This is a genomic window from Longispora sp. NPDC051575 (genome assembly GCF_040681875.1).
Taxonomy (GTDB): Bacteria; Actinomycetota; Actinomycetes; order Mycobacteriales; family Micromonosporaceae; genus Longispora.
Map to the genome: position 1 here is coordinate 83,828 of NZ_JBFAZP010000006.1, position 13,107 is coordinate 96,934.

General features: G+C 71.6%; 12 protein-coding genes. 6 read left to right on the top strand and 6 right to left on the bottom strand.

Annotated elements, in window-relative coordinates; all coding sequences use genetic code 11:
• Positions 1 to 117: 117 nt before the first annotated feature.
• On the bottom strand, positions 118 to 843 hold the full coding sequence (locus AB0M43_RS17935) for an AfsR/SARP family transcriptional regulator (RefSeq protein WP_363725932.1): 726 nt from the start codon (positions 841 to 843) through the stop codon (positions 118 to 120).
• Positions 844 to 970: 127 nt separating this feature from the next.
• Positions 971 to 3,136, bottom strand: a complete 2,166-nt coding sequence (locus tag AB0M43_RS17940; protein WP_363725934.1) for a prolyl oligopeptidase family serine peptidase — start codon at positions 3,134 to 3,136, stop codon at positions 971 to 973.
• Between the two features lie 93 nt (positions 3,137 to 3,229).
• Between AB0M43_RS17940 and AB0M43_RS17945 the strand changes: the two genes are divergently transcribed.
• Both AB0M43_RS17945 and AB0M43_RS17950 read left to right on the top strand, forming a co-directional pair.
• Positions 3,230 to 4,249 (top strand): hypothetical protein, encoded by a 1,020-nt coding sequence (locus AB0M43_RS17945; RefSeq protein WP_363725936.1) that lies wholly within the window; start codon positions 3,230 to 3,232, stop codon positions 4,247 to 4,249.
• A gap of 62 nt (positions 4,250 to 4,311) precedes the next feature.
• A complete protein-coding gene (locus AB0M43_RS17950; protein WP_363725938.1) occupies positions 4,312 to 4,755 on the top strand; it encodes a DoxX family protein in 444 nt (147 codons plus the stop codon).
• 21 nt (positions 4,756 to 4,776) lie between these two features.
• On the opposite strand, the gene AB0M43_RS17955 is transcribed toward AB0M43_RS17950, so the two are convergent.
• The 3 genes from AB0M43_RS17955 to AB0M43_RS17965 all read right to left on the bottom strand — a co-directional run bounded on the left by AB0M43_RS17955 (position 4,777) and on the right by AB0M43_RS17965 (position 6,566).
• Positions 4,777 to 5,232, bottom strand: coding sequence for a peroxiredoxin (locus AB0M43_RS17955; RefSeq protein ID WP_363725940.1), 456 nt, complete (start codon positions 5,230 to 5,232; stop codon positions 4,777 to 4,779).
• Between the two features lie 131 nt (positions 5,233 to 5,363).
• The gene (locus AB0M43_RS17960) at positions 5,364 to 6,065 is read right to left on the bottom strand and encodes a hypothetical protein (protein WP_363725942.1); all 702 of its coding nucleotides are present in this window, start codon (positions 6,063 to 6,065) and stop codon (positions 5,364 to 5,366) included.
• A gap of 141 nt (positions 6,066 to 6,206) precedes the next feature.
• Positions 6,207 to 6,566: a VOC family protein gene (locus AB0M43_RS17965; protein ID WP_363725944.1), complete on the bottom strand. Its 360-nt coding sequence runs from the start codon at positions 6,564 to 6,566 to the stop codon at positions 6,207 to 6,209.
• A 44-nt stretch (positions 6,567 to 6,610) separates the two neighbouring features.
• On the opposite strand from AB0M43_RS17965, the gene AB0M43_RS17970 reads away from it, so the two are divergent.
• From AB0M43_RS17970 to AB0M43_RS17985, 4 genes are all read left to right on the top strand, one after another.
• Positions 6,611 to 7,594 (top strand): YafY family protein, encoded by a 984-nt coding sequence (locus AB0M43_RS17970; protein ID WP_363725946.1) that lies wholly within the window; start codon positions 6,611 to 6,613, stop codon positions 7,592 to 7,594.
• A 15-nt stretch (positions 7,595 to 7,609) separates the two neighbouring features.
• Complete coding sequence (locus tag AB0M43_RS17975) at positions 7,610 to 9,034, top strand: WGR domain-containing protein (protein ID WP_363725948.1); 1,425 nt, start codon at positions 7,610 to 7,612, stop codon at positions 9,032 to 9,034.
• A gap of 164 nt (positions 9,035 to 9,198) precedes the next feature.
• The gene (locus AB0M43_RS17980; RefSeq protein ID WP_363725950.1) at positions 9,199 to 11,541 is read left to right on the top strand and encodes an immune inhibitor A domain-containing protein; all 2,343 of its coding nucleotides are present in this window, start codon (positions 9,199 to 9,201) and stop codon (positions 11,539 to 11,541) included.
• 210 nt (positions 11,542 to 11,751) lie between these two features.
• Positions 11,752 to 12,084, top strand: a complete 333-nt coding sequence (locus AB0M43_RS17985) for a DUF952 domain-containing protein (protein WP_363725952.1) — start codon at positions 11,752 to 11,754, stop codon at positions 12,082 to 12,084.
• Between the two features lie 3 nt (positions 12,085 to 12,087).
• On the opposite strand, the gene AB0M43_RS17990 is transcribed toward AB0M43_RS17985, so the two are convergent.
• Entirely contained in the window at positions 12,088 to 12,969 is an 882-nt protein-coding gene (locus tag AB0M43_RS17990) for a GNAT family N-acetyltransferase (RefSeq protein WP_363725954.1), read from the bottom strand.
• Positions 12,970 to 13,107: the final 138 nt, after the last annotated feature.

Below are 13,107 nucleotides of genomic sequence, written 5' to 3' on the forward strand. Positions count from 1 at the left end.
GCCGTTCCGTCCCGGTCGCCACCCGCACGAGCGCGCGGGGAACCCGACGGCCGCCGCGCGCGCCGAAACACCGTCGCGGGCCGGGCCGCGCCGCAGCGCCGACCCGGCCCGCCCCCGTCACGGCCGCTGCACCAGCCGGTGCGCCGCCTGCAACTGCGGGCCCGGCCGGGGCAGCACCAGATTCGCCTGCTGGTACGCCGCCAGCGCGTCCGCCCGCCGCTCCAACCGCCCGTACGCGGTGATCAGCTGGGTCCACAGCCGTTCCCGGCGGGGCGCGTCGAGGAGCAGCCCCCGCACCAGGGGCACGACGGCCGCCGCCCGGCCCCGGGCCAGCTCCGCCTCCACGAGCTGCTCGTGCACGGTGAGCCGGCGTTCGCGCAGGGCCGTGACCGCGTGTGCGACCAGCCCGGCCGGCGCGTCCTCGTACGGCTCGCCGCGCCACACGGACAGCGCCTCCGTCAACAGGAGCGACGCCATGTCGGGGTCGCCGGCGATGTAGGCGCGCCGGCCGCGTTCGGCGAGGTCCTCGAAGGCGTGCAGGTCGAGCTGGCCGGGGCGCAGGCGCAGCCGGTACCCCCCTGGTTGGCTCTCGATTCTCGGGTCCCCGGTCAGGGCGTCCAGCACGGCCCGGAGCCGGAACACGTGCCCGGACAGCCGGCGCTCGGGGTTGCGCGGGGCGTGGGCCGGCCACAGGACGTCGACGAGCCGGCCCGCGCTCACCCATTCGTCGGGGCGGAGCAGGAGCGCGGCGAGGAGGGCGCGCTGCTGGGCGGCGACGGTCCCCGGGGAACCACCGCCGCCCACGCACACGGCCACGGGACCGAGAACACGGAAGACCAGCACACCCCCAGCGTGGCGTGGGTGGGCGCGCCGCGCATGGGGGCGGCCCCCCACCTTTTTCCGGCGGGCGGCCCCCACCTTTCCGCGCGGGTGGCCCGGCCCGCGCACGGCCGGGACGCGAGGCCCCGGATCAGGGCCGCAGGTGCGCCCGGAGGAAGTCGAGTTCGATCGCCGACAGCCGCTCGCCCACCCCGTCGGGCGTCATGTGGCTCAGCCCCGGCACCGTGACCACCGAGTGCGGCCGGGCCGCCGCCGTCAGCGCCTCCGACAGCCGCAGCGAGTGCAGCGGGTGCACGTTGTCGTCGGCCAGTCCGTGGACGAGCAGCAGGGGCCGGGTCAGGTTCGGGGCGTCGGCGAGCAGCGCGTCGGCCGCGTAGCCGTCCGGATTGTCGGCGGGCAACCCCAGATACCTTTCCGTGTACGCGGTGTCGTACTCCCGGAAGTCCGTCGGCGGCGCCCCGGCGGAGGCCGCGTGGAACACGTCGGGCCGGCGCAGCACCGCCAGGGCCGCCAGGTAGCCCCCGAAGGACCAGCCGCGCACCCCGACCCGGGTGGGGTCGAGGTCCGGGTGCCGGTCGGCGAGCGCGGCCAGCGCGGAGACCTGGTCGTCGAGGACCACCTGGGAGAACCGGCGGAACACCGCCCGGGTGAAGTCGGGCGACACGTTCGGGGTGCCCCGGTTGTCGACGGTCACGACGAGGAAGCCCTGGTCGGCCCACCACTGCTTGGCCGCCCACACCCTCGGGTTGTGGGTGATGACCTGCGCGCCGGGGCCGCCGTACACGTCGAGGAGCACCGGGAGGGGGCGGCCTGCGACATGGTCGCGCGGGTAGACCACGGCGGTGGGCAGGCCGTGCTCGGTGACCCGGGCGAGGACCGGGCGGCCGAGGTGCGGCAGCGGGTCGGACACGTCGGTCAGGTGCCGGCCGTTCGCGGTCCGCCGGATGCCGCCGAGGGTGGCGCTGGTCGTGACGAGGGTGCCGCCGCCGACGACCGCGCTGTGCGTACCCGGCTCGGGGGTCAGCCGTTTCGCGCCCCCGTCGAGCGTGACGACGTAGAGGTGCTGCTCGGCCGGGTCCCCGTCGCCGGCCTCGACCAGCAGGCCACCGGCGTGGTGCCCGACGAGCCGGCGCACGTACAGGTCCGGCGGGGTGACCACGACCCCGTCCACGGCCAGCGACCGGGTGTCCTCCTCCACGGTGGACAGCACCCGGCCGTCGTCCAGCAGGCACGGCGTGCCCGGGACGGCCTCCAGCCAGTGCTCGTCGGCGAACCCGGCGAGGTGCTCCGTCGCCCCGGTCACCGGGTCGACGGCGAGCAGCAGGCAGTGCTGCTGGAGCCGGTCGTACACCGTGATGACCGGGCGTTCCCCGGCCTCGACCCCGGTCAGATAGGGGTACGTCCCCCGGTCCCAGCTCACCGGCGTGGTCAGCCCGTTGAGCCGGACGAGGTACAGCTCGACGTCGGCGTTGGGCCCGCCCGCCCTCGGGTACGCCTGCGCGACCGGGGTGGCCTCCGGGCGGGCCGGGTCGCCGAGGTGCCGGCGGATCAGGGCGGAGTCGTCGACGCGGGTGACCAGGAGGGTGTCGCCGTCGGGGAGCCACCAGTGGCCCCGGGTGCGGCCGAGCTCCTCGGCGGCGTTGAACTCGGCGCGGCCCCAGATGGCGCCGTCGGCGGGGGTGATCCGGCCGATGCCGGTGACGTGGACGGCGTCGTCGGCGACGTAGGCGACGCGGTCGGCGTGCGGGCAGGGGTCGAAGGCGGGGCCGGCGACGGGGAGCTCGTCGACCGTGGTCCGGACGGCGAAGGCCGCGTCGCCCGCGGAGGCGTCCGCGTCGCCCGGGGCGGTGCCGATGGCGGAGGCCGCGTCGCCGCCGGAGACCCCGCCGGTGGTCCCGTTACCGAAACCGGTGCCGGCGACGGGGCTCGACGCGACCGTCTGGGTGACCCGGAACAACCGCCCGCCCAGCACGAACACGACCGTCGCGTGGTCGCAGGTCGCCGCGTACGACCCGATGCCCGGTGCCCACAGCCGGACCCGTTCGCGCAGCTCGCGCTCCGCCCGGGGCAGGTCGTCCAGGGTGACCGGGCCGCCGAAGAGGGCGAGCGGGTCGGCAGCGAGGTGCTCGGCACCGGACGCCACGTCCACGGTCCACAGCCGCTCGACCGGGTCGGCGGGGCCGGTGGAGCGGAGCAGGAGTAGTCGGGAGCCGTCGGCGGAGACGGTGACCGCCCGGGGGGCACCGTAGGTGAACCTGCCGGTGCGCGCGGAGGCGGCGAGATAGGTGTCGAGCATGGTTGGTAGTACATCACATGCTACTACTCGACAACAGCCGTCGCGTCCGGGAATGTGCGCCACCTTTCAGGTACCAAAAGGGATAATCAGCCGATGCAGCGGCAGCCTTTTCTCCGGTGGGGGCTCCCCCGCGACCCGCACGCGGTCCCGCTCCTCACGGCCTTCGTGGTCACGGCCGTCGCGACGGTCCTGCTCACCCGGGGCGGACTCGCCGCCGCCGGCTACCCGAGCGTCGGCGGCAGCCGGCTGCACATCGCGCACGTCCTGTGGGGCGGCCTGCTGATGGCGCTGGCCATGCTCCTGCACCTGTCCTTCATCGGCGCCATCGTGCGCCCCGCGACGGCGGTGGTCGGCGGGATCGGCTTCGGCCTGTTCATCGACGAGGTCGGCAAGTTCGTGACCCGGGACAACGACTACTTCTTCCGGCCGGCCGCCGCGATCATCTACGCCACGGTCATCCTGTTCCTCCTCGGTACCCATCTGCTGCACAGCCGCCCGCTCCGCGCGGGCGAGCACCTCGCCGGAGCCGTCTTCCAGGCCGTGTCCGGGGTGACGGCCGGCCTGAGCCCGCACCGCAGGGCCGAGGCCGACGCGCACCTCCGCGCCGCCGCCGGCCTCCCGGCCACCCCCGCGGCGGCAGCCCTGCTGGCCGCGCTCCCCGACGGGGCCGACGACCTCGGACACCGACTCGCGCGCACCCTCGTGACCCGCGCGCACCGGATCCTGGCCAGCCGGACAGCCACCATACTCACGGTGTCCCTACTGGTACTCCAGGTGATCGGCGGAATCCTGACCGCCGCCGCGACCCTGTTCGCGCTGGTCCTGTTCCCCAAGGAGCTCGTCGCCAACTCCGATGAGATCCTCGCCACGATCATGAGCGCCAGCGCGATGACCTCCGCCGGTTTCATCCTGATCGGACTCCTGCAGCTGCGCCGGGACCGGGCGGGCGCGTTCACCTGGTTCCACCGCGCGATCCTGCTGGACCTCCTGGTCACACAGCTGCTCGACGCCATGTTGTCGCAGTTCGGGACGGTGTTCGGCGTCCTGGTCGATCTGCTGGTGCTGGGTGTGGTTGCTGGCGAAAGGGCCCGACTCAGCGTTAGAGTTAGGTAACCCTAAGAACTTGTGCGCCATTTTCATTGACTTGACCTTGGCGTCCCTACAAACATGGCGATATGGACTCACTAGCCAAATTGCAAGGAACTGTCCACAGTCTCTTCCGCGTGGTGGTCGGACTCCTGTTCGCCAGCCACGGGGCCTCGTCGCTCTTCGGAGTGTTCGGCGGCGCCATGGGCCAGGGGGGCACCGTCCCCTCGGGATCGTGGCCCGGCTGGTACGCGGCCGTCATCCAACTGGCCGGCGGCATCCTGGTGCTGCTCGGCCTCGGTACCCGGATCGCCGCCCTGATCTGCTCGGGCTCGATGGCGTACGCCTACTTCGTCGTGCACCAGGAGGTCGCGCTGCACCCGCTGCAGAACGGCGGCGAACTGTCCGCCCTGTTCGCCTGGGCGTTCCTCCTGATCGCGATCGTCGGCCCCGGCGCACTGTCCGTGGACGCGCTGATCAGCAGGGCACGCACCCGGCCGGCCACCTCCCCCGCGAGGGTCGAGGCCGCCTGAGTACGTGCGTACGACCGGGCTCTATCGCCCCGAGGCTCGCAACGCCTCGAGCGCCCGGTCGGCGTGCACGTTCATCCGCACCTCGCTCTTGACCACGTCGATGATCCGGCCGTCCTTGCCGATCACGAACGTCTGCCGCTTGACCGGCAGGATCGAGATGTTGCGCTTCACCCCGTAGGCCGCCGCGACCAGGCCGCCCACGTCCGACAGCAGCGGATAGTCGAACGCGTGCTTGTCGGCGAACTCCCGCTGCTTGCCCACGGTGTCCGGACTGATCCCGACCCGCTGCGCGCCCAGCTCCCCGAACTCGGCCGCCAGATCGCGGAAGTGGCAGCTCTCCGCCGTGCAGCCGGCGGTCATCGCGGCCGGGTAGAAGAAGAGCACGACCGGGCCGTCCTGGAGCAGGTCGGACAGCTTGCGGGGGGTGCCGTCCTGGTCGGCGAGCTCGAACTCGGGCGCCACGTCTCCGGTCTTCATCCCGCGACCCTACCCTCCAGTAGCCGAAACCGCCCGTCCAGCACGCACCAATAGCGAGAAAGATCCCACCCCGAAACCCCTTCGACGGGTACGCCTCCGGCTCGACAGCCGACGTGACGACCTGGCGCCTCTCACAACTTCGCGTACCATTCGGCACCTCGTACCAGGATCCGGGTGTCGCAGTCGCCGTTCCACTCGACCCGCAGCCCGTGCGCGGTGAGGCGGGGAACTACGTCGGTGTTGACGAATTCGACGAGCTCGGCGAGGTAACTGGTCGTGCGTTCCGCCTCGGGCAGCAGTGCGTAGACGTCCTCGTCGAAATCCTCGGGCGGGAAGATGCCGTAGGACAGGTGCACCGAGCCTTCGTGGACGAGCGTTTCCGTGTCCTGCTGGTGGTAGAACACATATCCGCGCCAGTGGCGTGACCTGTCGGCTTCGTCGCCGATTTCAGCCGTGCCACACGTGCCGCAACAGGTGAAGTGCTGGCGTGCGACGACACCCGCGTTGGTCAAGTCGTCGAAGGCGAGGTCGAGGTTGGTACGGACCTGCTCGACTGTCCATTGTGCCTGCTGCCGCACGCGAGCTCGGCGCGCGTGCGCGAACGCCGCGGACAACTGCTCCGGCGTCATCGGCCAGTCGCCGCCCTCCGCGCCCGCGAAGTGTCCGGCGTCGTCAGATCCGGCTGTCAGGTACGACCAGATCCGGTCGGTCAGCTCCCGGTTCTGCCCGGCGGTCAGGCCGTAGTCAGGCAGCGCGAAACCCACAGGCTGATCGTTGTACGGCCAGACTCGCGTCATACCGAGGCCTTTCGCGTTGTGCACATGGGTCACCATGCCACCATCAGCCCAGCCGCGACGTGTCGGCGGGGCCGACACAGGCGTCGAGGGACTGCCGCGCGGACCGTGGCCAGCACCCGGGTCAACCAGGCGGATCCGGCCACGATCCGGCGCAGTTCGTCCGTCGTCACCCGCCCATTACGCCAGAGGACTCAGACAGAACGGGTGCCCGGCGGGGTCCTGCAGGACGACCCACCGGCCGTCGCCGGGCTGGAAGTCGGGGCGGGTGGCGCCGAGTTCGAGGGCCTGGGCCTCGGCCTTGGCGAGGTCGGCGACGCCGAAGTCGAGGTGGAACTGCTTGGCGTCGTCCGGCCAGTTCGACCGGGGGTGGTCGGCGATCTTCTGGAAGCCGATCTTCACGGGGCCCTCGCCGCCGATGTAGGCGTAGGAGTCGTCGGCGTAGACGGACTCCCAGCCGGTGAGGGCGGTGTAGAAGGCGGCCAGGGCGGTCGGGTCGGAGCAGTCGAGGGTGACGCCGGACAGGGTTGCGATAGTCATGCGGGTCAGCCTGCCCCGTGTACCTGACAGGTAGTGTCAGGTACATGAGACTCCTCTCCGTGCTGCTGTCGTTGCAGAAGCACGGGCGGCGCACGGCCCGGGAGCTGGCCGAGGAGCTGGAGGTGTCGGTCCGCACCATCTACCGGGACGTCGAGGCGCTCGGCGCGGCGGGCGTCCCGGTCTACTCCGAGCGCGGCCCGGCCGGGGGCTACCGGCTGCTGGACGGCTACCGCACCCGGCTGACGGGCATGACGCCGGAGGAGGCCGAGGCGTTGTTCCTGGTCGGGATGCCCGGGCCGGCGGCCCAGCTGGGGCTCGGGTCGGTGCTGACGGCGGCGGAGTTGAAGCTGCACGCGGCGCTGCCGACGACGACGGGGCGGATCCGGGAGCGGTTCCACCTGGATGCCGCCGCGTGGTTCCAGGCGGCGGACGACACGCCCTGGCTGGGCGCCGTCGCCGACGCGGTGTGGCGCGGGGTCCGCCTCACTCTCGGGTACCGGCGCTGGAAGGTCCCCCGCGAGGTCACCCGGACCGTGGACCCGCTGGGCATCGTGCTGAAGGCCGGGCGGTGGTATCTGGTCGCCACCGCCGAGGGGACACTCAGGACATACCGGGTGGCGAACATCCTGAGCGTCGAGCCGCTGGCCGAGGAGTGCGCGCGCCCGGAGGACTTCGACCTCGCCGGGTACTGGGACGCGCACACGGAATGGTTCGAATCCAGGCAGTACCAGGGCGAAGCGCGCGTCCGGCTGTCCCCTCGGGCGGTGGATCTGCTGCCCGGGATGCTCGGTACCACGGTCGCCCGGGCCGCCGCCGCCACGGCCGGCCCGCCCGACGGTGACGGCTGGGTCGAGGCCACCATCCCCGTGGAGAGCATCCGGATGGCCGTCAGCGATCTGCTCCGCCTGGGGGTTGACCTGGAGATACTGGGCCCGCCGGACCTGCTCGTGGCGTACTCCACAATGGTCCGTGACCTGGCTCTCAGGTATTTGTCGCACCCGCCGGTTAACCTGCCGTCACAGTCGTAGTGGACGGATGGGTGAATGAGCGCTGAGACGCGGTATCTGGAGCTGTCGGAGAACGACGGGGGCTCGCACAAGTTCTACGAGGTGCGGATCGACGGGACCGAGCTGACCATCAGGTTCGGCCGGATCGGGGAGCAGGGGCAGGCGAAGACCAGCTCGTTCCCGAGCACCGACCGGGCACTCGCCGAGGCAGAGAAGAAGATCCGCGAGAAGATGCGCAAGGGGTACGAGGAGGCGGTGCAGGGCGTCCGCCAGCGCCGCTCGATCACCCGGCGCGAGATCGTCAGCACCCGCTCGACGGCCAACCGGGCGCCGGTGCTGTGGCGGTTCCAGTCGGGCACGTCGGCGTTCGGCATCTTCGTCGACGACGCGCACGCGATGGTCGGCAACGAGCGCGGCCAGATCTACACCCTGACGCTCGACGGCCAGGTGACCCGGGAGTTCAAGCTGCCCGACGGCGTGAAGTGCATGGTCGCCGACGACGACTGGCTGTACGCGGGCTGCGACGACGGCAACGTCTACGACCTGTCCGGCAAGGCCCCCCGGGTGTCCTACGAGATCGCCAAGGACGTCGACATCTACTGGCTCGACATCCACGACGGCGTGCTCGGGGTCTCCGACGCAGGCGGCGGCATCTCGGTGTTCAACCACGAGGACGAGTTCCAGTGGCGCCGGCCGGGCCGGGGCACCGGCGGCTGGATGGTGCGCTGCGACGACCTCGGCGTCTACCAGGGCCACTCGGCCGGCGTGACGATGTACGACTGGGAGACCGGCAAGGAGCTGTGGCACGAGAACACCCAGGGCCAGGTGCTGTTCGGCTGGCAGGAGTCCGACCGGCTGTACGCGGGCACCACCCGCAACAAGGTGCACGAGCTGACGAAGTCGGGCAACCAGGTCCGGGTCTACCAGTGCGACGCCGCCGTCTACTCGTGCGCGGCGTCGGAGGACGGCCGGTTCGTGTTCGCCGGGGACAGCTCCTCCTCGGTCTACTGCTTCGACGACCAGGGCACCCGGCTGTGGAAGCTCGGTACGGGCTGCGGCTCGGCCTTCTCCATGCAGTACCGGGACGGCCGGCTCTACATCGTCACCACCGACGGCTCGCTGGCCTGCATCGACGCCTCCGAGGCCGCGATCCGCGACGCCCAGCAGGGCACCGTGCCGCAGGTCCGCGACGTGAAGGCCCCCAAGCTCGACGCGATCGTGCCGTCGACCACCGTGGAGGTCGTGACCACGGCGGGTGACCGGGGCATCGTCGTGGAGTGCTACCAGGACGGCGGCGAACTGCGGGTCCGGGTGGTCTCGGGCGGCTTCCACTCCGACTGGCGGGTGCAGTTCCCGAAGCAGATCCGCCAGGCCGGCGCGCGGTACGTGGTGGACGAGGTCCGCGAGTCCGTCCGGGGCGGCTTCTACCGGGCGTACGGGGACATCCGCCGCCTGTCCTAGCAGGAACGACCCCGCCGCGGCCCCTTCCCGGGCTCCGGCGGGGTCCCCCGCAGATCTGCCCGTTCGCATGTATGGATCTCGGGCTGTGTCGTGTGTAACATATCACCGATCCTGTGGCCGGTGCGCTCCCTCGAACCGGTCACCCCAGGTGAGAGGACCCCCTAGTGCGCAGAACCACCGCGATCGCGGCGGGGCTCACGGCGACGCTGCTCGGCGCCGTAGCCCTCGCCGGCCCCGCCTCGGCCGGCCCGCCCCCCACCCCCGCCGCCGACACCGCCCCCCAGGGTCAGGCGGCCCCTGTCTCGCTCAGCCCGCAGCAGATGGAGCAGCAGGCGCTCCGCCGCAAGGCCATCGAGCAGGTCACCTCCGGCGCGCCGCAGGCCCGTTCGGTCGCGCCGGCCCCCGCCGGTACGGTCCGGGTCGGCCAGAACTACGTCGAGGTCGCCCAGCAGCGGTCCGACAAGGTGTTCGTCGTGCTCGCCGAGTTCGGCGACCAGGTCGACAACACCACGATGTACCGGGGCCAGGTCAAGTACGGCGGCACCCCCGGCCCGGCGCACAACACCATCGTGAACCCGGCCACCACGAACGACAACCACACCATCTGGCGGCCGGACTTCGACCGCGCGTACTACGAGGACATGTTCTTCAGCAGGGCGAAGGGCGCGAACTCGCTGCGCAACTACCTGCAGATCCAGTCCTCGGGCCGCTACGACATCTCCGGGTACGTCTCCGACTGGGTGAAGCTGCCCTACAACGAGGCCCGGTACGGCAGCGACCTGTGCGACGGCGGCGGCCAGTGCCCGAGCAACTGGGACATGGTCCGCGACTCGCTGACCGCCTGGTACAACGGCGAGATCGCCAAGGGCCGCACGCCCGCGCAGATCAAGGCGCAGCTAGCGGAGTACGACCAGCGCGACCAGTACGACCACGACCAGGACGGCAACTTCAACGAGCCGGACGGGTACATCGACAACTACGAGGTCGTGCACGCGGGCGTCGACCAGACCTGGGGCGGTGGCCCGCAGGGTTCCGGCGCGGTCTGGGCGCACCGGTACTTCGCGTACTGGCCGCAGCGCGGCGTCTCCGGCCCGGCCGGGAACAAGAACGGCGGCACCCAGGTCGGCGACACCGGCCTGTGGGTGGGCGACTACCTCACGGGCGGCGAGAACAGCGGCCTCGGCCTCATGGCGCACGAGAACGGCCACCTGCTCCTGGGCCTGCCCGACCTGTACGCCTCGACGGGCGACAACGGGGTGAACTTCTGGTCGCTGATGTCCTCCGCCTCGTACCTGGGGCGTGAGAACGGCCCGACCGGCGAGTACCCGGGCGACCTCGACGCGTGGAGCAAGCTCCAGGTGGGCTGGCTCAACTACGACACGGCGAAGGCCGCCACCGAGTCGACGCACGAGCTGGGCGTGTCCTCGTACAACACGGCGGACAAGCAGGCCGTGCTCGTGGACCTGCCCGCCCGGCAGATCACCACGGAACTGGTCGAACCGTTCCAGGGCGCGAGCCAGTGGTGGAGCGGCCGGGGCGACTACCTCGACGAGACCCTGACCCGTTCGCTCGACCTGTCCGGGGCGACGACGGCCAGCGTGTCGGCGAAGAGCCGCTACTGGATCGAGGAGGACTTCGACTACCTCTACGGCGAGGTGTCCACCGACAACGGCGCGACCTGGAAGGGCGTCGGCGGCACCGTCAACGGCGCACCCATCCCCAACGTCGGCGGCCGCCCCGGCCTCACCGGCACCTCCGCCGGCTGGGTCGACCTCAACTACAACCTCGACGCATACGCCGGCGGCACGGTCCTCTTCCGCGTCCGCTACGTCACCGACACCAACACCGCCGAAAACGGCTTCCTCCTCGACACCGTGACGGTGAAGGCCGGGGACCGGGTCGTGCTGTCCGACGACATCGAGAGCGGCGACAACGGCTGGACCGCGGTCGGCTTCTCGCGGATCGGCAAGACGGGCGCGAAGGCCTACCCGCGCAAGTACATCGTGGAGAACCGGCGCTACGTCGCGTACGGCGCGTTCCTGCAGACCGGGCCGTACAACTTCGGCTGGGGCGGGGTCGCCGGGCAGTCCAACCAGGTCGAGCGCTTCCCGTACCAGGACGGCGTGCTCGTCTGGCTCTGGGACCCGTACTTCACCGACAACACGACCCGGGACCACCCGGGCGCGGGCATGATCCTGCCGGTGGACGTGCGGGCCACCCCGCTGCGGTACGCCGACGGCACGCTGGTCGGCGGTCGGGCCCAGTCGTTCGACGCGACGTTGGGGCTGAAGTACACGGACAGGATCACGCTGCACCGGGGTGGGGTCGCGACCGTGTTCCCGAAGCAGGCGCCGGTGCGGGCGTTCAACGACCGGACCGGGAACTACTGGAACGCGGCGAACCCCGACCAGGGTGTGAGGGTGCCCGACACCAACACCGTGATCGAGGTCGTCAAGGAGCACGCGCAGGGTCGCTACACCACCATCCGGGTGGGTAGGGCGAGCTAGTCGCACGGTCCCGTCGGGGAGGAGCGGCCTTCGGGCGGCCCCTCCCCGACGGCGTTCCCGGGGCCGCACCGCCCTGCCGCGCGGGGTACCGACCAGGTCGAATGGCACCCGGCCCCGGCGCCGCCGACCCGACCCCCGCGACGCCGCCTCGGCCCGACCGAGACCCAGCTTCAGTCCGGCGCCCGGTCCGCCTCGGGTAGCGTCGGGGGCATGACAGTGATCTACCACCTCACCGACACCGCCACCTGGGCCGCCGCACAGGCCGCCGGGGAGTACACGAAGTCGACCCGCGAGCGCACCCTCGCCGAGGAGGGCTACATCCACGCCTCCCTGCCCGACCAGGTGCGCGGCGTGGCCGCCCGGTACTACGCGGACGTCGAGGACCTGCTCCTCCTGGTGATCGAGACCGACCACCTGGACGCGGAGGTGAGGCTGGAGCGGGCGGGCGACGGCGTGTTCCCGCACATCTACGGCCCGATCCCGCTGACGGCGGTCACCCAGGTCCTGGAGGTCCCGGCGGACCGCTCGAACCTCCCGGAGTAGCCGCTACAGCGGCAGGTCCCGCCGCACCGTCACGCTCTCCTGCCGCAGCGTGAACCCGAGATGCTCGTTGAGCTGGCGCATGTCCGCGTTCCCGCGCTGCGTCCACGTGTACACCTCGGTGATCCCGTTCCGCGCCGCCCACCAGAGCGTCAACCTCTTCAGGTACGAGGCGACCCCGCGCCCGCGCCAGTCCCGCCGCACGGCCGTCAGCGCGTACTCGGCCCGCTCCGGCCGGTCGGTGTCCAACTCGAAGCCGGCGCACCCGATCACCTCCCCGTCGACCACGGCGAGGAACACCTGGTCCCCGAGCCAGTCCTCCACCCACTGTTCCTGGGTGATCAGGATGGGCGGGTCGAGGGCGAAGTCCCCGGTGACCTCCCGGCCGAACGCCTCGAACGCGGCCGGCCACAGTTCGGGGCGGTCGGCGGCGGTGACGATCTCGATGCCGGGGAGCGGCGCGGGCAGCGGTTCGTCGCCGACGGCCCGGATCTGTTCGACCTGCCGGTCGACCTCCGCGAAGCCGTGCCGCACCGCGAAGGCCACCGAGCCGGGGTCGTCGGCGTTGGCCCCGATCCGGGGTCGGCCGAGGGTCGCGGCGTGCTCGGCGAGCGCGTACAGCAGGGCGGTGCCGACGCCCCGGCGGCGGAACCCGGGCAGGACCCGGGGCGCGACGGAGATCTGCCCGCCCACGTCGGACAGGTCGGCGATGCCGCTGCCGGCGAGTTCACCGTCGACCTCCGCGAGGAGCAGCAGCCGGTGGGGGCTGGTCCGCGCGCGCATCTCGGCGACGCTGGCGCACCGTTCCTCGGGGATGACCGCGATCCGGACCTGGCGCCAGGCCTCCCGGTCCTCGTCGGATCCGACGGTCCGTATCCGCACATCCATGTCCACGCCTCTTTCGTCCAGCGCTTCGCACACTCTGCGAGCATCCGCACCGTATCGAGCGTGTCGAATGGTTTATCCGTTCTGATTTGATGTTTTGCGGGATAATCCCCGGGTACTCGAACGGTTGTGTTCATCCGG

Bases quoted from the DNA above. Each gene is read 5' to 3' on its own strand.
- AB0M43_RS17940 (WP_363725934.1), bottom strand. From the start codon at position 3,136: ATGCTCGACACCTATCTCGCCGCCTCCGCGCGCACCGGCAGGTTCACC.
- AB0M43_RS17945 (WP_363725936.1), top strand. From the start codon at position 3,230: ATGCAGCGGCAGCCTTTTCTCCGGTGGGGGCTCCCCCGCGACCCGCAC.
- AB0M43_RS17950 (WP_363725938.1), top strand. From the start codon at position 4,312: ATGGACTCACTAGCCAAATTGCAAGGAACTGTCCACAGTCTCTTCCGC.
- AB0M43_RS17955 (WP_363725940.1), bottom strand. From the start codon at position 5,232: ATGAAGACCGGAGACGTGGCGCCCGAGTTCGAGCTCGCCGACCAGGAC.
- AB0M43_RS17960 (WP_363725942.1), bottom strand. From the start codon at position 6,065: ATGGTGACCCATGTGCACAACGCGAAAGGCCTCGGTATGACGCGAGTC.
- AB0M43_RS17965 (WP_363725944.1), bottom strand. From the start codon at position 6,566: ATGACTATCGCAACCCTGTCCGGCGTCACCCTCGACTGCTCCGACCCG.
- AB0M43_RS17970 (WP_363725946.1), top strand. From the start codon at position 6,611: ATGAGACTCCTCTCCGTGCTGCTGTCGTTGCAGAAGCACGGGCGGCGC.
- AB0M43_RS17975 (WP_363725948.1), top strand. From the start codon at position 7,610: ATGAGCGCTGAGACGCGGTATCTGGAGCTGTCGGAGAACGACGGGGGC.
- AB0M43_RS17985 (WP_363725952.1), top strand. From the start codon at position 11,752: ATGACAGTGATCTACCACCTCACCGACACCGCCACCTGGGCCGCCGCA.
- AB0M43_RS17990 (WP_363725954.1), bottom strand. From the start codon at position 12,969: ATGGATGTGCGGATACGGACCGTCGGATCCGACGAGGACCGGGAGGCC.